This is a genomic window from Halomicrobium sp. IBSBa (assembly GCF_017612575.1).
In the GTDB taxonomy this organism is placed as follows: Archaea; Halobacteriota; Halobacteria; order Halobacteriales; family Haloarculaceae; genus Halomicrobium.
The window spans coordinates 94,877-116,380 of the sequence record NZ_JADPQC010000006.1; the positions used below are offsets into that span (position 1 = coordinate 94,877).

The following is a 21,504-nucleotide window of genomic DNA, read 5'->3' on the forward strand; positions in this document are numbered from 1 at the left end:
CTGGCCACTATACATGGTCGACGAGCAACTCACAGTAGAACTAGAGTTTGGCGACGACGGCCTGATCCCGGCTGTTGCTCAGGACGCAGAGACGGACGAAGTCCTCATGCTCGCATATGTCTCGCCCGAAGCCCTGACCGAGACACAGAACACCGGACTGGCTCACTACTACTCTCGCAGCCGCGAAGAGCTGTGGCAGAAAGGCGGCTCCAGCGGTCACGTCCAACGGGTTCGTGAGATCCGTGTCGATTGCGACGGTGATGCAGACGGGAAAGTTCGAACGTGAGGTATGACGGCGACGAGATGTGCGCCGACGTCTCTTTAGCTTGAATCTGTCCCCACTGCAGCTACCATCGAGCTAGTTCCCGTATGCCGAATCGCTGGGAGATGATCCCGAGGAACGTTACGACGCCAATCAGGGCAGTGCCCCCGCCAACAAGGAAGACCCACGCCATTCCAACGCTATCCATGAGATAGCCACCGAGCAACGGTGCGAGCAAGGCACCCGGCCGCCAGACGAGACCACGGATTCCGATACTACTCGTGATCCCACTCCCCTTCCCCTCGTCAGCGAAGAGCGCCATACTGGCCGGCTCACGGGCGCTGTCAGCGATGCCGAGCAGGGCCTCGTTCGCGAACGTGGCGAACTGATCGTCCCCCAGGCGTTCGATCTGGGCTTCGAGTTCATCCCGGACGACATCGTAATCGAGGCCGGCCTGCACGAGCATATTCATGTCCTCGATGTCGTCGTCGCGGCCTGCGATCGCCTTGAACAGGAAGATATCCTCGTTGCTGACCAGCCGGACCGTCAGTCGATCCGTGTCGAGGAACGGCTCGCTGCGCTCTTGCATCCCGTCGGTGAGCACGAGCTTGTTCGCGACCTGCTGGTTGAAGATGTCGAGGCGACACCCGTCGTCGTTCTCGACGCAGCTCGTCGCCCCCAGCGCCCGGTAATCTGGATCCAGCGACTGGACCTCCGCATACCCGAGGTCCATCAGGACCGCCCACAGCTGACCGTATGCGTCGCCATCCGGGACGACCAGGTCGATGTCTTTCGTCGCCCCCTTGAGGTCGCGCAGCGACATCGCGCCACCACCAATCAGGTAGACCGTGAGCGGGGCTGAGAGGCCATCCCCGATGCGCTGGAATTCGTTCTCGATGTACTCGCGTCCGAATGTTGGTCTCATTATGGTAGTGGCACCTCGTAGTCAGCCGCCAACTCCTGGAACTCGTCCCACTCCGGGAGCCGGTCGTCGTCGACCTCGCCGTGCGTCTCGAGGTAGCGCAGCAAGGCGTCGATTTCGTCTTCGAGGCCATACTTCGCCGCCTGCTCTCGGAGGTCCGCCTCGTCGACGTCGACGTGGCTGAGCAGGAGGAGACAGTACGAGCGGTGGCGACTGCCGTCGTCGATCAGCAGCGTGTGACAGCAGAGCTCCGCCGGCGAGACTGCGTCGAGGTCTTCGGAGTAGACGTAGTAGCGGTGGCCGGTGAGCAGGAACTGGAGGTCGAAGGCTGCGAATCGAGCGAGGCCGGTTTCGTGGAACTCCTCTGCATCGATCTCCGTCTCGGCCTGCGCGAGGAATTCGTCGTAGTCCTCCCAGAGAATCGTACCCTTCGGGGCAACGGCTTCGAGGCGCTGGCGATGCAGATGGTGTGCGAGTTCACGGGCGAACTCGTGGAGGCGGTCGAAGTCGGCGTTGAACTCGTAGTGGCCGTCGGCCGTCCCGACAAGCCCACGGTCACGAAACCGCTTGAGGACGCGGTTAACCGTGTTGCGGTAGTTATCGCTCCGGTCGGCGATCTCAGAGACGGTTCGCGGCTGGTCGAGGTAGTACAGCACCTCGAGTGCCTTGCCCGTCAGCAGTTCGGGGAAGTCGATGTGGGAGTGCTGGCGGACGAGGTCCTGGTAGAGTTCGACGGCACGAGCATCCGACGGGACGACTCGTTTTCGCCGCCCGTCGCGTTCCGTGTAGACGAGTCCCTTCTCGACGAGTTCGGCGACAGCACGAGAGAGGTAACTCTCGCTGTGGTTGAGCTTCGTCGCGAGTTCGGAGATCGTGTCGCCGCGGTCGACCGTGGCGAGGACCTCGAGTTCGATGCGCCGGAGCACGGTGTAACATAGTACGAAACTTATATATAAAAAAATTTCGAGTAGTGTTACAGCCAGCAGGCACGAGAGCCGTCTCCATCGTCTTAACCAACAAAACTATGAATTCGTGGGCCGTGTTGGTTAACACGAGATTAGCCGATGTCCTACGAACCCCCGACCCCACCAGCGAACCTCCCGACGGAGATCGTCAACACGCTCAACGAGTCGGACCCGGAGCAGCTCCGAGACGTTGCGACGTACGCTGAAGCGCTCGCCGAGCACAAGGAACGAGAGGCCCGTCTCGAGGAGTCGGCAGATCAAGAAGAGGTCGAAAAGCGACCGGACGATCTCCCGGACGACGTCCCTGCCAAAGCGACGATCACGATCAAGGAAATCAACGACAATCGCTACTACTACTGGCAGTGGCGGGAGGGTGATTCAGTGACCTCCAAATATAAAGGGCCAGTCAATCCGGATGAATGAACCAGGAAAGGAAGACAACGGGTTGTACAGGAACTCTATCTAGGGCTAGAACTTGATGCTACCACTCCATGTGCAAAGTGAAAATAGAACGGAGCTGTATCACCATCCAGCGCCCTCCACTATTTCCGAAGCAACAGCGTGTCATAGAAGTCTTCACATGGTACAGTCAGATATATCATCTTTTCAGAGCGTTACAGTTGCAGAAACCCGTGCACTAGGTGCACGGCGCTTAGAACTCCCCAAAGATCCTGAGTAGTTGTAACAGCGCAATCAGCCAGACTGTTATTTTGATTTAGTGCCAAAAATACCAATAGTGGTGGGCGTATTCGTAGGGATACCACTAATGGAGCGAGATGACTTCGACGAGGCAGCACCCGGTGAGATCGTTCCCACGACGACGTCGAAGGGGACGTATTCGGCGTTTCAACCTGACCCGCTTCCGCCCTCAATCAATACTGAACAGCTCATTACACCGCTGGCGGAGGCGACACAGGCACTTGGCCGACTTCACGGCATCGGTCCACGTGTCGGCTCAAGGGAGATCCTGATCGAGCCGTTCATCCGAAAAGAAGCGCTGGAGTCCTCGCAAATCGAGGGCACACATGCTACTCTTTCAGACATCTACGCCTATGAGGCTGGACAGGAGGCTCTCATCGACGAAGACAGGCAGCAGGGCACCCAAGAAGTCGTGAACTATCTACACGCGCTGACGCACGGATTGGATGCGATCACAGCTGGCGATCCAATCACCGTCGAATTGCTATGCGAGATGCACGACCGGTTGCTTTCGGGTGTCCGTGGGGATGAGGCTGACCCAGGAGAACTCCGTACGACTCAGAACTTTATCGGCAGTACGCCATACATCCAAGACGCCAGGTACGTGCCGCCGCCCCCGAACGAGATCCCCGACCTTCTCGAAGACTTGCTCGAGTATGCGAACCAAGAGACAAATCTGCATCCACTTCTCCGAATCGGGCTGATCCACTACCAGTTCGAGACGATTCACCCGTTTCTCGATGGGAACGGACGACTCGGGCGGCTATTGATCAGTCTCCTTCTGCAACGTGATGGTCTCTTGCCCGAGCCGTATCTCTACCTGAGTTCGTATTTTAACGCACGACGGTCAGATTACGTTGATCATCTCTTGTCAGTCAGTCAGCACGGTGAATGGGAAGAGTGGCTCCTGTTTTTCCTGCGTGGCGTGCAGTCGCAAGCAGATGAGGCCCACCAGCGGGCCAACCTGCTAGTCGACCTCCGAGAAGACTATCAACAGCGCTATCAGAGCGAGCGGTCTGAGAATATCCTTGAACTGGTGATGCGGCTCTTCGAAGATCCGTACCTGGACGTGAACACAGCAGCCGACTGGTTGGATGTCGAATACAGCACGGCTAACCGACTGATCGGACAACTCGAAGATGACGGAATACTCGAAGAACTCACCGGGAAAGATCGGAATCGGTTCTACCGGGCGAGCGAAGTCTTCCAGATCATCAACAAGCCGATCGATCAGCTCTGAACGGCTGAGCAGAGAGGGCTTGAGGCATACGCATTGAGACAACCGGTCTCAACTTCTGCAGCATGGGGAGATGTGCTACTTCGGAGGATAGTGCTCTGTTCATCCACAGACGACAGGAAATGGTGTCGCTCCGAAGATAGAATCAGTGGAGAGAGAGTAACGTCGGCGATTCACTCACTGCGGACACGCACAACGCGCAGTTGAACACGGTCTCTACGGGCAACGGTTGATTGCCGAGACGACGTTTTCGGCCATCAAACACCGATTCGGTCCGCTGTCTGGCCAGCCGCGTGTACCGCGAATTTAGAGAACTGGAGCTGACCGTCGCCGTCCACACCCTCGAACAAGCTATCAGAGAGTGATCGCTCGCCCTCTGTCGAATCAGAGACGACGGGACAGGACTCTAGAAGTCCCCGTTGATGATGTCTGCGACGCGTTGACGGTCAAATAGTTCCGTGTCGCCCGTCACGTCCCCGAACACGTCGGGGTAAATCTGTTTCGCGGCCCGTTCGGTCAGAAACAGGTTGTGGATCGGCCCTTGATGGAGGTATCCGCCGCGGTAGACGCGACCGTTCTGGACGGCCGTCAGTTGGCTTCCAACCGGATGGTCTTCCATGTACGCGAGGACGGTGTCCCGGAACTCTGCCGCCGACATCTCGGCAAAGTTTCGGAACAAGATCACGTCCGGGTCCAGCTCGAGCAGCCCCTCGTAGTCGAGATCCGTGTTCTCGGTGGTACTCTGATTCTCGATGTCCGTCCCGCCGAGAGCGTCGTTCACGCCGAGGTCACGCCACTGCTTCTTGCTCGTTCCCCTATCATTGAGTCGGTACGGTGTGAACTCGTCGGGTTCCTCCGTGACGCCGTATGTGAGGAAAACGTTCGGTCGCTCATCGGCTGCCGGGAGTTGGGTCTGTATGTCCGCAATGAACTCGTCGTGGAGTCGCTTGAACGCCTCGTAGCGTTGTTGTTCTTGGAACACTTGGGCGACCTTCTCGAAAGCCTCGTACAACGTATAGTACCGATAGTCGTGCCAACTGTCCGATCGGCGGAAAATCAAGTTGCCGACGAAGGGGGCGACGTTCGTGGAAATTTCCTCGATGTCCGACTCGTCCCAGTCGAACCAATTGATGAGCATGTATGGGTCATATAAGTGGACATCATTATCGAGCTCGTAGAACTCTTCTTTTGTCCGAACTTCTGGAGAACTTTCAATGGGATCGGTATCGACCGTCACACCTGGTAACTCGTCGTACAGGTGTGTATAGTATCGATCAGCCCCACCAATGCCGGTCATACCGTCGGCTTGGCCCAATGCGACCCCCATATCTGCGTAGCTGCCATCGTAGGCAATCCACCGTTCGGGGACTGAGTCGAACTCGACGGTGCCCGTCGGTTCCATCGTTACAGAATAGCTAGTGGATTCAGTAGATGTCTCGGTCGACTCTTCAGTCGTATCGTTAGTCGGAGTTGATTCAGAGTCAGAACCGGACAATCCCGCACAACCCCCCATCAATCCGCTACCTGTAACAGCACCGCCGTACTTGAGCACATCTCGCCGCGTCGGTGTCTTCTGAGAGTTATAGCTGCCGGCCATACATTTTAGGCCCGCCTAATCCTACTTAAAAGTGGTGTTTTAGGTTAGCCTAAATATTGTGTCGGGTGGATGTTCTATTTAGGTCCCAGAGACGATCTCCAGAGTGTCTATACGATTCGGACGGGTGGCTCTCTGTATGCCCTCCCGCCGTTCGTTTCTCGCCACTGGTGGTGTGCTCTTGGCGGGGCTGCTCGGAGACGACGCCGTCAGAAACGCCGAAGAGGATGCGATGAACCGCGTCAGCTCCCAGGCCGGTGTTGCTCACCCTTCGATGCGGATTCGCCCATGTCGATACTGCCCATCTCGGGAGTCGCTTCCTCGCCGAAGGCGGTCTGGAGCTTCCCGAGCACGACGGCGACGACGTAAATCGCGACCGCGACGAGGACGATAACACCTCCGGCAGTCGCCTCACCGTAGTACGACGCTCCGATGCCGAGAATAACTGCCAGTTCGGCAAGCACGACCGAGATCAGGAGGGATTCGTTGAAACTCCGTGCGACCTGGCTCGCGCCAGCGACGGGGACGACGAGCATCGCCGCGACCAGGATGACGCCCATGATCTGCATCGCGCCGACGACGACCATCGCAGTCAGCATCACCGTGATGCGGTTGTACCAGCTCACCGAGAGACCCGACACCGCAGCGGCCGTCTCGTCGAAGGTGACGTACAGTAGCTGGTTGCGTGTGAGCCCGATCACGCCGATGATGATGCCAAACAGCGCCAGCAGTATCGCCGCACTCTCGTTCGAGACGGTAGAGAGGTTGCCGAAGAGGAACTGATTCACGCCGACAGCGAGCCCGCCTGCGTTGATGCTGATCAGTGTCGTCCCCAGCGCGAAGCCCGTCGAGAGCACGATCGCCATCGAGACATCGTTGTAGGCGTCCGTCGCCTCCGAGATGAGCTCGATGAGCAGGGCTGCGATCATCGCAACGACGACGGCCGTCAGATACGGCGAGACCCCCAGGTCGATGACGGCGTTCAGGAACAGGCCGATCGCGACGCCAGCGAATCCCGTGTGGGCGAGTGCGTCACCGATGAGCGCGAGCTGGCGGTGGACGAGGAACGTCCCGATCAGCGGTGCCATCACACCGATACAGAGACCGACCAGAATCGCCCGGTGCATGAAGCCGTACTGGAGGATTTCGAGGCCGGTCTGTCCGGCGAGCCACGACATAATCTCCGACCAGTACGCCAGAAACCAGTACAGTGGCCCGAGCACAGAATCCAGCAGTCCCGTTTGAAGCGAAAGAGCAGCGAGGAGGGTCATCGAGAACCACCCAGCAGATTCGCCGTGGTGCCGAACGCGCGAGCCAGCGCGTCACTCTCGACGAACTCACTAGCCGGTCCGTCGAAGTAGATTTCCCGGTTGAGACAGACGACGCGTTCGGCGTGTTCGGTGACTGCACCGAGGTCGTGCTCGATGAGCAAGACCGTGATACCGTTGTCGTGCAGCGAATCCAGGAGGTCGTAGAACGCCTCGACGGACTCCATGTCGACGCCGACGGTCGGCTCGTCGAGCACGAGCAGGTCAGCCTCACCGGCGAGCGCACGGGCGATGAATGCCCGCTGGCGCTGACCGCCCGACAGCTGTGTGACGCGACGATCGGCGAACGCCGTCATACCGACGGTGGCAAGCGCCTCGTCTACGATGACCCAGTCCGCGCCCGAGAGCCGACCGAAGCCGACGTGTGGGAACCGACCCATCTTCACGACTTCGCGGACGGTGATCGGCATCTCTTTCGAGGCACTGGCGTGTTGGGCGACGTAGCCGAGACGAGAGCCGTCGTCGAACTCGTGGGAGGGCTCGCCGAAGAGCCGAGCGATGCCCTCGTCCGGTCGAACCAGCCCCAGCAGCAACTTCATCAGCGTCGACTTGCCCGACCCGTTCGGGCCCACGATCGCAACGTACTCACCGGGGTCGATCCGAAGCGAGATGTCCTCGACGACGAGGGTAGACGTGTACCCGAAGTCGACGCCGGACAGTTCGACGATCGACTCGGTACTGTTGGCTGACTCTGCGCTCGTGGTGCTCTCGGGGTTGTGTGTACTCATTGGATGCTCACTCGAAGTTCAGCCACTCGTCGGCCCAGCCGTCGGGTCCGGCTTCCTCGGGTCGTTTGTTGCCGAGGACGACCTCGAACGTGGGCATGTTGATGTTGTAAGCGATCTCCTCGTAGCCCCAGTCGTTCTCGACCCAGTCCTCTCGGACCCCCGCGTAGGGGGTGACGGGGAGATAGCCAGTGACCTGTGTTTCCGCGAGCAGTTGCTTGGCCGGCTTCCGTGACTCGAAGACACCGTTGGCGATGTAGTCGATGTCGTTTTCCTCGATGACCGCCTTCGCCTCGGCGATGTCAGAGGGCTTGACGTCGCCACTGGCTGCGAGGTTCGTGACCAGGGGTACCATCTCGGCGTCGTACGTGACCCCGATGTACTGGAAGGCGTTGTGTGCCGCGAGTTGCACGACGTTTCGGTCGGCGGCATCGAAGATGGCCCGGTAGTCCCGGTCGATCCGTTCGAGGGTCTCAGAGTTGTACGTCTCGGCGTTTTTCCGGAGCGTCTCTGCCTGTTCGGGTGCGAGTCGTGCGAGTCCGTCGGCGATGTTGTCGACCGATTGCTTCGCGCGGTCGGGATCGAGCCAGAAGTGTGGGTCCTTCCCCTGTTGCTTTCCGACCCCCTCTTCGTCGGGATCCAGCGTCGCGGCGAGATCGACCATTTCGACGCCCTCACGGACGTTGATCAACTGTGTGTCGACGTCGTCGTCTTCGAGTGTCTGAATCGCGCGGTCGGCCCACGGCTGGAACCCCGGCCCGACGTGGAGAAACGCGTCCGCTTCGATGATGTCTTTCGTGACGCTCGCATTCGGCTCCCACCCGTGACCGTGCAATCCGGTCGGAACGAGATTTTCCACCTGGATTGGCGTCCCGTCGACGATGTTCCGTGCGAAGTCGTAGAAGCTGAAGAAGGAAGCGACTGCAACGGTGGGTCCGTCTCCGTTCGCGCCGTCCGCGTCGCTCGTGGGTCTGGTATCGTTGCTACCGACACTGGTCGTACAGCCGGCGAGGCCGGTGGCGAGAAGTCCGGCACCGGCAGTGATGGCTCTTCGACGTGAGAAGCTGTGCTGCGTTCGCGACTGCGTCGTATCGTCCATCGTCGACTAGCTAGAGATTAGTCAAACTATATAATAGTATCTATCAAAGATAAAGATTAGACTAGTCTAATTCGTGGTCGCGGAATCCTCCGCCGAGGTATCGCTGCCGGTGATACTGCGGTATCGTGTGAGCAACAGTGTTCACAGCGACAGCTTCGAGGCATCCCTCGGCCGGCGTGACGAGCCCTCGAAGTGGAAGCCGGCCGCAACTGCTGGCACACCCACGGACGTATCGCTGGCAGTGGCTCGGGAAGTACCGGAACGCTTTTGATAGATTAGGCTAGCCTAAAACGCATGGAAGACGACAGCAGCGGTCGGTAGCCACCGACACGACGTGAGTACATGAAGTGCGGCAGCGCAGTCATCGGCGGAGGTTTGCTCGCCGGCTGTACGGGCGACGGCGGGTCCGGCAGTGACGGCGAGTCGACGGACGCCGGGACCTCAACGTCGGCGGTCACAGCGACAGAAACGGACGCCGACACCAGTTACTCGGTAACGATGGAGCCGATGGGTACCGTCGAGTTCGACGCACCGCCCGAGCGCTGGGTGAGCTATCTCAGTACGTACGGCGACATGGGCATCGCCCTGGGCAAAGCCGACAGCCTGCAGGGATTGTGGGACCCCGACGGAATGCCCGACGTGTTCTACGACGCGCTGCCTGGGGTCGACATCTCCTTCGAGGACGTCTCGCCGATCTCCGGTGACGGCGAGTTCGACAAGGAGATCTTCTACGAGCTAGACGCCGACATGCACCTGCTCGATCCGAACTGGATCGGCGTGTTGGCCGACGACTGGGACGAAGACGACGCCGAAGAGATTGCCACCGGCGTCGGTCCGTTCCTCGGGAACTACATTCGGCGGCGTGGCGACGACTGGCACGGCTACCCGTACTACTCGCTGTATGATGCCTTCGAGATCGTCGCGGACGCATTCGACGAGCGAGAGCGCTACGAGGCGCTCGCGTCCGTCCACGACGACGTGCAGGCGACTATCGAGGAGCGGCTGCCGCCGGCAGCGGAGCGACCGACCGTCGGTCTCGTATCGGTCAACTCGCAGTTCGAGAACGCCACGTTCTACGTCTATCCCGTCCAGGCGGGGAACAACCACAAGCAGTACCGCGACCTCGGGATGCGCGGAGCCTTCGACGACCACATCGAGGGAGGCTACGGCCAGTTCGACTACGAGCAACTGCTGGAGGTCGATCCCGACGCGATCGTATTCCAGTACGGCTTCTCACACGTCTCGACCGAGGAGTTCGAGTCCCGAATGGAGACGATGCGTGCGGATCCGGTCGGCAGTCAGTTGTCGGCGGTTCAGAACGACCGGCTGTATCGCGGCGGCACCGCGTACCAGGGGCCGATCGTCAACCTCTTCCAGACGGAGGCGGCGGCGAGACAGTTCTACTCCGAGGCGTTCGGCGAGTGGAACGGGATAGAGACACTTCGGGAGGAGTCGCTCACGCTGTTCGATCGACAGCGGGTCGCAGACGTCATCGGCGGGGACTTCTGATACTACCGGCTGTAAATCTGTGACCGATTTTGCCACCCCGGGGCGGCGAAGATCGTCACGAAGTGACAGCCGGCAGTATGAGCGTACTCGGGACGGGCCGAGAGACAGTCGTCGACTCGATCGAGACCTTCGACTATCAGGAAAGAGAATCGGTGCACGTGATTGATTAAACAGCACCGCCTCTGTACAGTAATGAATCATACAGAGAACGCCACGTCGGAGGAGATTCGTCTTCTGTATGTGAACGACGACACCGACTTCGTCGATCTGGCACGCACCAAACTCCAGAATCACTCTTCGGCGTTCGAGATTTCGACTGCCGGCACCGTCGCAGCCGCCCGTGAACAGATCGAGACAGCGGCCATCGACTGTGTGGTCACTTCCTACTCGCTGCCGGACGGAACTGGAATCGAGCTCATCGAGCAGCTCCGATCGGCAGACACCGAGTTGCCGACGATCCTGTTTACCGGCAGAGGCAACGAGCGGATCGCCAGCGAAGCGACGCAGGCGGGCGTCTCGGACTACATCCCGCTGCGGGCAGACCAGCACAACTTCGAGCTACTCGCACGCCGCATCCACACGCTGGTCGAAGCCACACGCAAAGCGGCCATCGCACAGCGGCTCTCCGACCGGTTCCAGCGGACGCTCGAACGTGCCACAGACGCGATCTACGCGGTAGACGACGACTGGCGGATCGAGTACATGAACGAGAAGATGGCCGACCGGATCGGCAGGGACCCAGAGAGCATCGTCGGCAGCAGAATCTGGGACGAGTTCCCCTCGATCGTCGGCACAGAACTCGAAGAGCGGTATCGGACTGCCATGGAGACTGGCGAGCCGGTGTCGTTCGAACAGCGCCTCGGCGACCCCTTTGACTACTGGGTCGAGGTGCGGGCGTTTCCCGACGATGACGGCCTGACCGTCTTCTCGCGTGAGATCACCGAAGAACGGGAGCGAGAACGAGAACTGGAGCGCAGCGCGGCCATCCTCGAAAACATCCACGACATCGTGTTCGTCGTCGACGAGGACGGCGTCGTGAAGTTCGCGAACGGAGCCGGAAAACGCCTGGTCGGGGGGAACCAGTCGACGACACTCGATGGGCGACAGATCGACGCGGTCGTCGAGGAGCGACTCTCCGACGACGAGGCAGAGCAGCTACAAAGCGTCATCGACGCCGCGCTCGACGGGCCAGAGGGCGACGGTGGCCTGACCGGCCTGTACGACTCGGACCTACAGGTCGATATGGCGGTCGGAAACGACGAGCGGACCTTCGACATCCGCGTGACGCCGTTCCGGAGTGGCACCAGCGAGCAGGTCCTCGTCGTCGCCCGAGACATCACGGAACAGAGCGAAGTCGAGCAACGAGTAGAGCGAGAGCGTGACGCGCTCCGAGAGCTTCAGAGCGTCATGGCAAAGAGCGACATCTCGGGCGAGACCCGACTCCGGGAACTGCTGGCGGTCGGCTGTCGGACGCTGGACCTGGAGATCGGGATCGCATCGCGCGTTCGGGGCAGCGAGTACACCGTCGAGGCAGTCCACGCACCGGAAGCCAACATCGAACCGGGAGCGCAGTTCGAGCTCGAAGCGACGTACTGTGCGGAGGTCATCGACGATGACGGGATCTGTGCGTTCACCGACGCGGTCGCCGACGGAAAGCGGACCCATCCCGCCTATCGCGAACTCGGACTGGAGTCGTACATCGGTGCGCCGCTCGTCGTCGACGGTGAGCGCTACGGAACGATCAACTTCTCGAGCCCGACCACACGAGTCACGCCGTTCGGGGTGGCCGAGCGGACATTCGTCGAACTGTTGTCGGAGCTGGTGAGCACCGAAATATCCCGAAGTCGCGACCAGACCGAACTCGAACGGCAGGACTTCCTCTTCGAGCGGGTACAGGACATCGCAGAGATCGGTGTCTGGGAGTACTTCCCCTCGACTGGCGATCTCGAGTGGTCCGACGGCGTCCGTCGAATCCACGGTGTCGATGACGACTACGACCCGTCACTCGAAAACGCGCTCGACTTCTACCATCCCGACGACCGGGAAACGATCGCGACTGCTGTCGAGCAGACACTCGAACACGGCGAGGCTTACGACCTCGACCTCAGGATCGTTCGAGCCGACGGCGAGATCCGGGACGTGCGCGTGTGGGGCGAACGCGTCGACAGCACACCCCACGGCACGACCGTACTCCGTGGCGTCTTTCAGGACATCACCGAGCGAAAAGCCCAGGAGCGCGACCACCGAGAGCTCGCAGAGGAGTACGAGGCGCTGCTGGAGACGTCCGGTGACGCGATCTTCCTGCTGAACGTCGATACGACCGGCTCGGAGCCGGCATTCGAGTTCTCACGGCTCAGTTCGGGATACGAGAATCAGACCGGGCTCACGACCGAGGCCGTTCGCCACCAGACGCCAAGCGAGGTGTTCGGAGCGGAACGCGGCGCAGCGCTCGAATCGAACTACAGCCGCTGTGTCGAGCAGCGAGAGCCGATCTCGTACCGCGAAGAACTGGCCATCGACGAGGGCGCGCGGTTCTGGGAGACGAGCCTCGCACCGGTGATGGTCGACGGTGAGATCGTCAAGATCGTCGGTATCGCACGCAACGTCACCGAACAGGTCGAACGTGAGCGGGATCTCGAAGCGACGAACCAGCGGCTCGAATCGCTCATCGAAGCGACGCCACTCACGGTGATGGAGATCGACCGTGGCGGCACCGTCGTCCGCTGGAACGACGAGGCCGAGAAGATGTTCGGCTGGTCGCGAGCAGAAGTGCTCGGGGAGCCGAACCCGATGATCCCCGAAGACAGGCAGGCCGAGTTCGACGAACACCGACAGCGAGCGCTGAGCGGCGAGCGGATCCGCGGCAAAGAGATACGACGAGAGACCAAGGACGGCGACGAACTGGACCTACTCTTGTCGGTCGCCCCGATCAGCGATCCCGACGGCGAGGTGACGAGCATCCTCGCAGTGCTCGAGGACATCACCGAGCAAAAAGAACTGGAGACAAAACTGCGCTCGCTACAGGAGACGGCCCAGCGGCTCAGCAGGGCACAATCCAGCGACGAGATCGGTGAGATCGCTGTCGAGACAGCCGTCGAAATTCTTGGCTTCGAGCTGACGGGAATCTGGGAGGCAGACGAACGAGCGGACGAGCTCGTTCCGCTGGCGTCGAGTGAGGCCGTCGGGGACCTGCTCGGCGAGTTGCCACGGCTCCAGCCCGATGAGAATCTGGCCTGGGAGGCGTTCGAGTCCTCGGAGCTGCGGACGTACGACGATCTCCAGGCGGAGCCGGGAATCGACGAGGCAGACGCGCTGCCGGCGAGTGGGCTGTTCGTTCCACTGGGTGAGTACGGGCTCGTCGGCGTCGGGACCTCGAACGAGCGAGGGTTCTCCGAGACGGACGTAGACCTGTTTCGCATCCTCGGAGCGACCGTCGAAGCCGCCTTCGGTCGGGCGAACAGGGAGGCGAAGCTACAGCGCCAGAACGAACGGCTGGACCAGTTCGCGAGCGTCGTCGCCCACGACCTCAGGAACCCGCTCAGCGTCGCGATCGGGTTCACCGACATCGTCCAGCAGACACAGGATCCGGCACACTTCGAGAAGATCGAGACCGCACACGAGCGCATCGAGCGTCTGATCGACGACCTGCTCACGCTCGCGCGTGGCGAGTCGACCGTGACCGAGACCGAGGAGATCGACCTCGAGACGATCGCGACGGAAGCGTGGGGGTACGTCGACACGAGCGCGGCGACGCTGACGGTCGAATCTGTCCCGGTCGTCGCGGGCGACAGTGGTCGCTTGACCCAACTGTTCGAGAATCTCTTTCGGAACGCCGTCGAACACGGCGGCGAGGAGGTTGCAGTGAGCGTGGGACGACTGGCAGAGACGGACGGCTTCTACGTCGAAGACGACGGTGTCGGCATTCCGCCGGAGAAGCGAGCGACAGTGTTCGAACACGGCACCACCACCAACGAGGGCGGCACCGGCTTCGGACTCTCGATCGTCGAAGACATCGCGAAGGCCCACGGCTGGACGGTCAGTGTCACCGGCGGGACAGCGGGCGGAGCGCGGTTCGAGTTCGAGATGTCCCCGTGACACTGCCGACGGTCTGTCACGAATGGCTCCGTCCGACGAGATCGGACGGCGACAGCAGTCCACCAGTCCCGACGGCGACCAGCGACAGACGTGGGGGCCGCAGTAATACTACCGGCTGTCCATCTGTGACCGATTTCGCCACCCCGGGGTGGCGAAGATCCTCACGAAGTTACAGCCGGCAGTATAAACAGGGTGCCGTCGAGAATGTTTGGTCAGCCTAAACCGCAGTCCCTTTATATCTTTAGGCTAGCCTAAAAGCATGGTCGAAGACGAGACATCGACGCGACGTGACGCGATCAAGTACGGGTTCACCGTCGCCGCATCGGGCCTGCTGGCCGGCTGTACCGATCAAGAGAGTTCGGGTTCGGACGTGACCGAGACGGCGACGCCGACCCCCGAGCCGACGGCGACGGCGTCGAAGGAGGACACGCCCACCGAACAGTCGTACACGGCGACGATGCCTCCCGTCGGCGAGGTGACCCTCGAAGCGCCGCCGTCCTCGTGGATCGGCGGGCTCGGGTTCACTGCCGACGTACTGACGGCGCTCGGGCAGGCAGACGGCGCGGTCGGGATGGTCGACCCGAGCTTCTGGTACACCGGGTTCTACGACTTCCTCGACGGCGTGACCGCACCGTCGACGGACGACCTCGCCCAGATCACGACCGAAGACCGGGAGACGGACATCGAGATGGTGTACGAGCTGGATCCGGACCTCATGGCCGTCGACCCGAACGCCCTGATGGGCATTTACGGGCTCGACGAAGAAGGGGCGCGCCAGATCGAAGCGGACGTGGCCCCCTGGTTCGGCAACGAGAGCAGGCGAAAGCGCTTCGACGGCTGGACGCACTGGCCGGTCGGAGAGCCCTACGACTACCTCTCGCTCCCCGAGTACATCCCGAAGTACGCGGCGCTGTTCGGCGAACGAGAACGGGGGAACGCACTGCTGGAGCTGTACGAACCGTTCGTCGAGGAGGTCACCACTCGGCTCCCACCGGCCGAGGAGCGGCGATCGATGGCGCTGGTCAACGGCCGGTACAACCCCGAGAACCGGGACGGATGGGTCGTCTACAACCCGAAATCCGAGGTCGAAGCGACGTGGGGCAAAAAACAGTATCGGGACCTGGGCGTCGTCGACGCGTTCAAGGGGGCCTACGACGGCCAGTCCTCGGTGACCGTCGACCACGAGGGACTGCTGGAGTACGATCCGGACGTGATCATCTTCAACTTCGGGATCACCTACCGGGACTTCGACGGCACGAACTACATCCAGCAGCAACGCGAGTTGCTCGAAGACCACCCCGTCGGGAGCAGAGTGACCGCGGTCGACAACGGGGACCTGTACGTCGGGGGCACGCCCTACCAGGGACCGATCATCAACATGTTCCAGACCGAGATGGCGGCAAAGCAGCTCTACCCCGAGGAGTTCGGCGCGTATCCGGGCTACGGAGAGCTGTCGGCTGACGAACAGCTGTTCGATCGACGACGGCTGGCAGCGATCGCGACCGGCGATTTCTGATACTGCCAGCGGTGCGAACGGCTCACGCGAACCGCGCGAGCCACGACTCGATGTCGTCGACCGGCGCGGTGCCGGCCGTCGAGTCGACGCGCTCGCCCACGAAGGTGATGTGCCCCCGGACCGTCGCGTCGTCGAGCTGGCGTTCGAGCAGCCAGGCGTAGAAGGCAGTCTGGAGCGCGTATCGGTCGCGGGTGGCGTCGGTGTCGGCGAGGACGAGCTTGATGTCGTCGACGTACCACGTGCCGTCCGGGGCGCGCGAGACGATGTCGGCGTGGTTCCGGGTCTCGATGGTGTGGTCGGCGACGGGAATCACGGCGTCGAGTGGCTCCTCGACGTAGACGGCGCTCGACTGCAGGCGCTCCCAGACGCCGGTCGCGGCGAACTGCGGACAGACGGTCTCGCGGACGTAGCGCACCACCTGCTGGCGCTCGCGGCCCCCGACGGCGCGGCACTGCTCGTCGATGGCGGCTTCGAGCCTCTCTGCCAGCGGTTCGGCACAGTCTTCCAGCGTCGCGGTCGAGACGCCTCGCTCGACGGCGGTCGTGAGCACGTCGTGTGCGATCGTGCCGAGGTCGTCGGGACCGACCGCGTCGAAGGCCAGCGGGAGGTCGTCGGCGGGAGCGGGGCGCTCGCTGTGAAGTGAAGTCCCTTTGAGGTGGTCGAGCCAGTGCTCGTCCAGTCCCGTCGCCAGCGGGTAGAGCGTACTGCCGTTGACGAAGCGCGGCGTCCGGCCCGTCCGGGTCGGCGACGACGCGAGCGCGGTCCGTGGCGTCGGGCGACGCGACGGCGAGACGCTGGCGTCGTAGGCCACGTCGAGACAGCCGATCGTAAGCGGGTACTCCCCGGTGGGTCGCTGGAGCGCGGTGTCGATCCGACCGCGCGAGAGCGAGTCGGGGAGATCGAGTGCTCGCCGGATCGTCGTCACCCAGCTGTCCTGTGGCGGGGTTCCGACGCTCGTCGCGTCCCGTGGCACCGAGAGGACGAGGTGGTCCCGAGCCCGCGTCATGGCGACGTACAGCGTCCGCCAGCGGTCCGCGCGGTGTGCGGCCGCGAGTTCGCTGAACACCGGCGGGCCGCCGATTCGCGGCTGCTCGTCCCCGACCCAGCGGTTCGTCGCCCAGCGGAGCCGCGGCACCGACTCGACGCCGTGGGCACCGGGTTCGTCGATCGGGACCGACGGCGCGGTCGCTGGCGGTGCGAGCGCGAGCGTCTCACCGCGGGCCACGAACGAATCGCGGTGCGGGCCGTTGACTCCGAGCGGGCGGCTCAGATCGGCCAGACAGACGACGTCGGCCTCGTCGCCTTTCGCGTTGTGGATCGTCCGGAACACCACGTCGTAGTCGCTGGCGTCGGGGACCGGAACGAGCGGCCCGTGAGACGGGGACGCACGGTACTGCTTGAGGACGCCGGCCAGCTCGGACAGCGCGTAGCGGTCGGTCCCCTCCCATTCCTCGACGGTCTCGACGAGGGTGTCGAGGACGGCGAGACAGCGCCGCGGATCGTCGACCTGGTCGAACGGATCGGTCGCCAGGGCCAGCGTCTCGACGACGTTCGCGACGCTGAGCGCCCCCGGATCGGCCGTCCGTCGCGCGAGCCGCCCGCGGAGTTCGGCGAGGCCGTCGAAGAACGTCTCGACGCGGGCCGGGAGTCGATCGTCGGTCCCGATCTCGTCGAGGCGGTAATCGGCGGCCGCAGCGATCTCGTGGAGGGTCGTCCCGTCGTCGCAGGTCACCGCTGGAACCGCACCGTCGAGGAGCGCACGCGTTCGCTCCGGGTCGAACGGGTCGACGAGCCACTCGACGACGCCGACGACGAGTTCGACGAGCGGGCTCTCGAACAGCAGTTCGCTGGCGTCGGCGACGGACAGCCCCGTCGCTTCCAGGCGGGCGGCGAGCGAGCGCATGTTCGTCCGCGTCGGGAAGAGGACCTCCACCGGGCCGTCGGCGTCTCGGCTCGCGAAGCCGTCGTCGGCCAGCGCACCGTGGAGGTAGTTCGAGAGCGGCGCTGCTTCGCTCTCCTCGAACCACGTGGTCGTCCCCGGTGAGCCCCGCGCCCGGTAGCTCGCGACGTGGACCGCCGGCTCGCTCGTCGGCTCGCGGTCGGTCTCGACGAGCGTGTAGTCGTCGCCGGTCCGGTGTAGGCCACCGCGTGCGGGATCGGTGAACACCGTCTCGAAGACGGCGTCGACGGCGGCCGAGACGTCCGGTCGCATCCGGTAGGTCCGTGCGGCGTCGGCCCGCTCGTGGGGCGTCCAGGATCGCCCGAAGTACTCCCCCGCCTCGAACGCCCGCGTGAACAGCGCCGGCCGGGCGTCGCGCCAGGCGTAGATGCACTGGTCGGTGTCGCCGGCCAGCAGGACGCGGGCGTCGTCGGGGACCAGCGGCGCGAGCGCGTCGTGCTGTGCGACGGACACGTCCTGGGCCTCGTCGATGACGAGCGTCTGGAGGGCGTGCGCGTGGCGCTGTCGGACCCGCTCGCGGAACGGGTCGTCGCCGTCGCCAGCGTCCTCGAAGAAGTCGGCGACCCAGTACGCCACGTCCTGGTGGGCGAGCACGCCGCGCTCGCGACACCGGCGGTCGTACTCGGTCTCGTAGGCGGCCACGAGCGAGCAGAACTCCTCGACGCGCGCACGCCAGCGGTCGAAACACGTCCGGGACTGGGCCGTGACCGCCGCCTCGTCGTCGTGTCGCTGCCGGAACGCCGCCGCGGTCTCCTCGTCGAAGAACCGCGCCACGTCACGGACCACGGCCTCGAACGTGGCCGGGCGACCGTCCGGGTAGGCCTCGTCGATCGCGCCCAGGAGTCTGTCGCGGAACTGCTCGTCGGAGAGTCTGCGGGCCCGCTTGGCCGAGCGGGCCGCTTCGAGCAGCGTGTCCAGCGTGCGCTCGTCGGCCCCCCGTCCGTCGCTGGCCGTCTCGTCGCCGTAGGCCTCGTCGAGACGCTCGAACCGGGCCGTCAGTGACTCGCGGTCACGCAGGACGTCAAGCGCCGCCTCCCGGAGCGAGGTGAGGTGCGCGTCGTTACCGACCGTCGGCATCTGGTCGAAGCCGTACTCGGCGTGAATCTCCGTGAAGACGGTGCGAAAGATGCTGTCGATGGTCCCGACGTGGTCGGCGTGGCGGACCCGCTCGCGGAGCCGCTGTGAACGCTCGGGGCTGATGGTCGTCGCCGTCGCCTGCTCGTCGTCGGCGAACGCGGCCAGCGCGGCAGTGATCCCCGGAACGATGCCGGCAGCGTCCTCGCGGGAGAACGAGACCACGCAGAGCCCCCGTTCGGGAGCGGGCTCGCAGGCGGCCGCCTCGACCAGCGCCTCGGCGGCGACGCGCTCGACCGTCGTCGACTTGCCGAACCCCGCCGTGCAGTTCAGGACGAACAGCCCCCGGTCGTGAGCGAGGAACGCGTCGCGAATGCGTTCCTGTGCGCCCTCCAGGGGCGGGACGCCGTCGGTCACCGGCCACCACCCCCCACGCTCGGGCCGTCGTCGATCCAGTCGTGGAGCGTCGATGCGTCGCCGGCCCGCAATCGACGGACCCGCTCGGGCGCGAGGCGGTCGGCGTCCAGATGGGCAAGCAGCGGCGACCGCTCGTAGCGGACGCCGTCCACGTCACTGGTGTAGCGAGTGACGATGAGGTGGTCGGTGGCAGCCCGGACCGCGTCGGCGAAGTGATCGAGGTCCCGCTCGGTCGACCAGGCCCCCCGAACGGGGAACTGACGGGCCGACCGTGTCTGGCCCCGGACGATCGCCGCCCGCAGCTCGGCCGGCAACTCCCCGTGGGGACGCTGGGGCCACTCGCCGTCGACGAACCCCAGCGCGACCACGAGCGGGTACGTCCGGAGCCAGGCGTCCGTCGCGTCGAGCACGTCGATGCGCTCGGCGTTGGCGTGTTCGCGCCGACCGGGTCGAGCGGTCGCGAGCGCGTCGAGGACCGTCAGGACGGTGTCCCACGAGCGGTCGAGGTGGCCCCGTTCGAGCCAGTCGGCGTACTTCGCCCGCGTCTCGCGAAGGAGGTGATCGCCGTCGTCCGTGCCGGCGACCCGCTCGACGGCGCGGGCGGTCTGGGCGGTCTCGGTGTAGTCCGGTCCGTCTGACGCGGCCCGGCGGGGCAGGACCGACTCGTCGAACGCGTCGACGACAGGCACGAGGACGGGACAGATGTCGGCCGGCGCGGGCTCTGCGGGCTGCTGGCCGATCCAGTTCAGCAGGCCGGCCGCCGCTTCGCGTGCGGTCGTGTCGACGCCGTCGAGTTCCCGGACGGCCGTGAGCCATCCGACCCGCGAACGGGACGCGCCGTCGAGCGCACGGCCGAGCGCGTGGACCGTCGACGGTGGCGTCGGGCGGTCGTGACCGCCGCGGGGCGGGGTCCACTGGAGTGCGAGCGGTTCCAGCAGCGTGTCGGCGGCGATGTCGTCGGTCGCGGCCGCCCCCAGCAGTTCACAGACGGCGACGACGAGCCGGTAGGGGAGCGTCCGCGTCAGCGGAAGCTGCGTCCAGACCGACGGGTGCCGTCCGTACGTCGACAGCGCGCGCCCCACCGGCCGCTCGTAGCGATCGACGTCCCGAGCGACGAGCGCGACGTCGTCAACGCTGGCACCCGCTTGGAGGGCCCCGTCGACGATCGCCGCCGCGGTGCGAGCCTCGTCGTGTCTCGTCTCGACCGCGATCTCGGTCGTCCGCGGCGGCTGGTCGAGCCGGCCGTCGGGCGACTCGTCGACGCGATCCGGAGCGGTGTCGGCGATCCCGGACCGGGTAGCCAGCCGACGGGCGATCCGAGGGCCGGTCCCGGCCCGGAGGTAGTAGTGTACGTCGACGTCGGTCGCCGCCTCGACCGCCGTGAGAAAGTCCCGGACCGGCGCGCCGAGGGTGCTGACGCCAGCAAGATCGATCCGCTCGATCGTCGGGAACGTCGCCGACCACACTGCGCCGTCGGTCGCCTCGATCGCGCTCGCACAGGCCCGAAAGACAGCCCCGGAAGCTGGATAGGCCGCGACACGCTCGTCGAGAGCGTCGACGAGAGCACCCACCCCGGTGCGGAGCGCGCGTGTGTCGGCACTGGCAGCCGCCGACAGCGACGAGCGAACGTCGTCGAGCGCCGCCGCTCGGTCGGCTCGCCCGCCGGTCAGGAGCTGGAGCTCCTCGCGAGCGACCTCGATCGACTCGGCGTGCTCGGTCAGCGCCGTGCCGTAGACGGTGGTGAGCGCCTCGACGCCCGCGGGCGGCTCGTCGAGGAGCGTGCGGAACAGCCGGAGCCGGTCGAGCCGATCGAGCGTCTCGACCGCTCGGCCCTCGTGGGTCGAGAGGACCCGCGACGCCACGTCGATCGGCGTCCGAAACAGGACCGACGAACGGGGCCGGCTGCGCTGTGCGAGCGCCCGCTTGCAGTTGCGCTGGTGGAGCTGCTCGGGCGTCATCACGATGTCGAGCGGGTCGCGGGCTCGCTGCGGGCGTTCCAGAAGAGACTGCTCGTCGTGGACGTGGACGGCGGGCGAACAGCGCCGGGCGGCGGCAGCGTCGTCCATACCTGTGAGAGAAGTGCAGTTGTGCCCTAAAGGTGC

At 63.9% G+C, this 21,504-nt stretch carries 13 protein-coding genes and 1 pseudogene; 6 read left to right on the forward strand and 8 right to left on the reverse strand.

Annotation, left to right across the window (positions count from 1 at the left end):
• Window positions 1-13 precede the first annotated feature (13 nt).
• Window positions 14-265, forward strand: a pseudogene (locus tag IL252_RS14350) (phosphoribosyl-AMP cyclohydrolase); the annotation flags it as partial.
• 82 nt (window positions 266-347) lie between these two features.
• Here IL252_RS14350 and IL252_RS14360 read toward each other — a convergent pair.
• Both IL252_RS14360 and IL252_RS14365 read right to left on the reverse strand, forming a co-directional pair.
• Entirely contained in the window at window positions 348-1,187 is an 840-nt protein-coding gene (locus tag IL252_RS14360; protein WP_244257220.1) for a DUF6036 family nucleotidyltransferase, read from the reverse strand.
• Window positions 1,187-2,110 (reverse strand): helix-turn-helix domain-containing protein, encoded by a 924-nt coding sequence (locus tag IL252_RS14365; protein WP_208628561.1) that lies wholly within the window; start codon window positions 2,108-2,110, stop codon window positions 1,187-1,189. Before IL252_RS14365 ends, IL252_RS14360 begins: the two co-directional genes overlap by 1 nt.
• Before the next feature lie 138 nt (window positions 2,111-2,248).
• Between IL252_RS14365 and IL252_RS14370 the strand changes: the two genes are divergently transcribed.
• Together IL252_RS14370 and IL252_RS14375 are read left to right on the forward strand one after the other, a co-directional pair.
• Window positions 2,249-2,572 carry a hypothetical protein gene (locus IL252_RS14370; RefSeq protein WP_208628562.1) on the forward strand — a complete coding sequence of 108 codons (324 nt, stop codon included), beginning with the start codon at window positions 2,249-2,251 and terminating at the stop codon, window positions 2,570-2,572.
• Window positions 2,573-2,915: 343 nt separating this feature from the next.
• Window positions 2,916-4,088 (forward strand): Fic family protein, encoded by a 1,173-nt coding sequence (locus tag IL252_RS14375; protein WP_208628563.1) that lies wholly within the window; start codon window positions 2,916-2,918, stop codon window positions 4,086-4,088.
• Window positions 4,089-4,491: 403 nt separating this feature from the next.
• On the opposite strand, the gene IL252_RS14380 is transcribed toward IL252_RS14375, so the two are convergent.
• From IL252_RS14380 to IL252_RS14395, 4 genes are all read right to left on the reverse strand, one after another.
• Window positions 4,492-5,682, reverse strand: coding sequence for an ABC transporter substrate-binding protein (locus IL252_RS14380; RefSeq protein ID WP_208628564.1), 1,191 nt, complete (start codon window positions 5,680-5,682; stop codon window positions 4,492-4,494).
• Window positions 5,683-5,921: 239 nt separating this feature from the next.
• Window positions 5,922-6,950, reverse strand: coding sequence for a metal ABC transporter permease (locus IL252_RS14385; protein ID WP_170095385.1), 1,029 nt, complete (start codon window positions 6,948-6,950; stop codon window positions 5,922-5,924).
• Window positions 6,947-7,735 (reverse strand): metal ABC transporter ATP-binding protein, encoded by a 789-nt coding sequence (locus IL252_RS14390; protein WP_208628565.1) that lies wholly within the window; start codon window positions 7,733-7,735, stop codon window positions 6,947-6,949. The genes IL252_RS14385 and IL252_RS14390 overlap by 4 nt, the downstream gene beginning before the upstream one ends.
• Before the next feature lie 7 nt (window positions 7,736-7,742).
• Entirely contained in the window at window positions 7,743-8,831 is a 1,089-nt protein-coding gene (locus IL252_RS14395; RefSeq protein WP_208628566.1) for a metal ABC transporter substrate-binding protein, read from the reverse strand.
• Between the two features lie 342 nt (window positions 8,832-9,173).
• Here IL252_RS14395 and IL252_RS14400 point away from each other — a divergent pair, with 342 nt between their 5' ends.
• The 3 genes from IL252_RS14400 to IL252_RS14410 all read left to right on the forward strand — a co-directional run bounded on the left by IL252_RS14400 (window position 9,174) and on the right by IL252_RS14410 (window position 15,951).
• Window positions 9,174-10,340 (forward strand): ABC transporter substrate-binding protein, encoded by a 1,167-nt coding sequence (locus IL252_RS14400; protein WP_208628567.1) that lies wholly within the window; start codon window positions 9,174-9,176, stop codon window positions 10,338-10,340.
• Between the two features lie 192 nt (window positions 10,341-10,532).
• Entirely contained in the window at window positions 10,533-14,435 is a 3,903-nt protein-coding gene (locus IL252_RS14405) for a PAS domain S-box protein (protein WP_208628568.1), read from the forward strand.
• A 259-nt stretch (window positions 14,436-14,694) separates the two neighbouring features.
• On the forward strand, window positions 14,695-15,951 hold the full coding sequence (locus IL252_RS14410) for an ABC transporter substrate-binding protein (protein WP_208628569.1): 1,257 nt from the start codon (window positions 14,695-14,697) through the stop codon (window positions 15,949-15,951).
• A 22-nt stretch (window positions 15,952-15,973) separates the two neighbouring features.
• Here IL252_RS14410 and IL252_RS14415 read toward each other — a convergent pair whose 3' ends face one another.
• The gene (locus IL252_RS14415) at window positions 15,974-19,402 is read right to left on the reverse strand and encodes a UvrD-helicase domain-containing protein (protein WP_208628570.1); all 3,429 of its coding nucleotides are present in this window, start codon (window positions 19,400-19,402) and stop codon (window positions 15,974-15,976) included.
• Complete coding sequence (locus IL252_RS14420) at window positions 19,399-21,468, reverse strand: hypothetical protein (RefSeq protein WP_208628571.1); 2,070 nt, start codon at window positions 21,466-21,468, stop codon at window positions 19,399-19,401. The genes IL252_RS14415 and IL252_RS14420 overlap by 4 nt, the downstream gene beginning before the upstream one ends.
• Between the last annotated feature and the right edge of the window lie 36 nt (window positions 21,469-21,504).

Coding starts and splice junctions, on each gene's coding strand:
- IL252_RS14360 (WP_244257220.1), bottom strand. CDS start 1,187: ATGAGACCAACATTCGGACGCGAGTACATCGAGAACGAATTCCAGCGC.
- IL252_RS14370 (WP_208628562.1), top strand. CDS start 2,249: ATGTCCTACGAACCCCCGACCCCACCAGCGAACCTCCCGACGGAGATC.
- IL252_RS14375 (WP_208628563.1), top strand. CDS start 2,916: ATGGAGCGAGATGACTTCGACGAGGCAGCACCCGGTGAGATCGTTCCC.
- IL252_RS14380 (WP_208628564.1), bottom strand. CDS start 5,682: ATGGCCGGCAGCTATAACTCTCAGAAGACACCGACGCGGCGAGATGTG.
- IL252_RS14385 (WP_170095385.1), bottom strand. CDS start 6,950: ATGACCCTCCTCGCTGCTCTTTCGCTTCAAACGGGACTGCTGGATTCT.
- IL252_RS14390 (WP_208628565.1), bottom strand. CDS start 7,735: ATGAGTACACACAACCCCGAGAGCACCACGAGCGCAGAGTCAGCCAAC.
- IL252_RS14395 (WP_208628566.1), bottom strand. CDS start 8,831: ATGGACGATACGACGCAGTCGCGAACGCAGCACAGCTTCTCACGTCGA.
- IL252_RS14400 (WP_208628567.1), top strand. CDS start 9,174: ATGAAGTGCGGCAGCGCAGTCATCGGCGGAGGTTTGCTCGCCGGCTGT.
- IL252_RS14405 (WP_208628568.1), top strand. CDS start 10,533: ATGAATCATACAGAGAACGCCACGTCGGAGGAGATTCGTCTTCTGTAT.
- IL252_RS14410 (WP_208628569.1), top strand. CDS start 14,695: ATGGTCGAAGACGAGACATCGACGCGACGTGACGCGATCAAGTACGGG.
- IL252_RS14420 (WP_208628571.1), bottom strand. CDS start 21,468: ATGGACGACGCTGCCGCCGCCCGGCGCTGTTCGCCCGCCGTCCACGTC.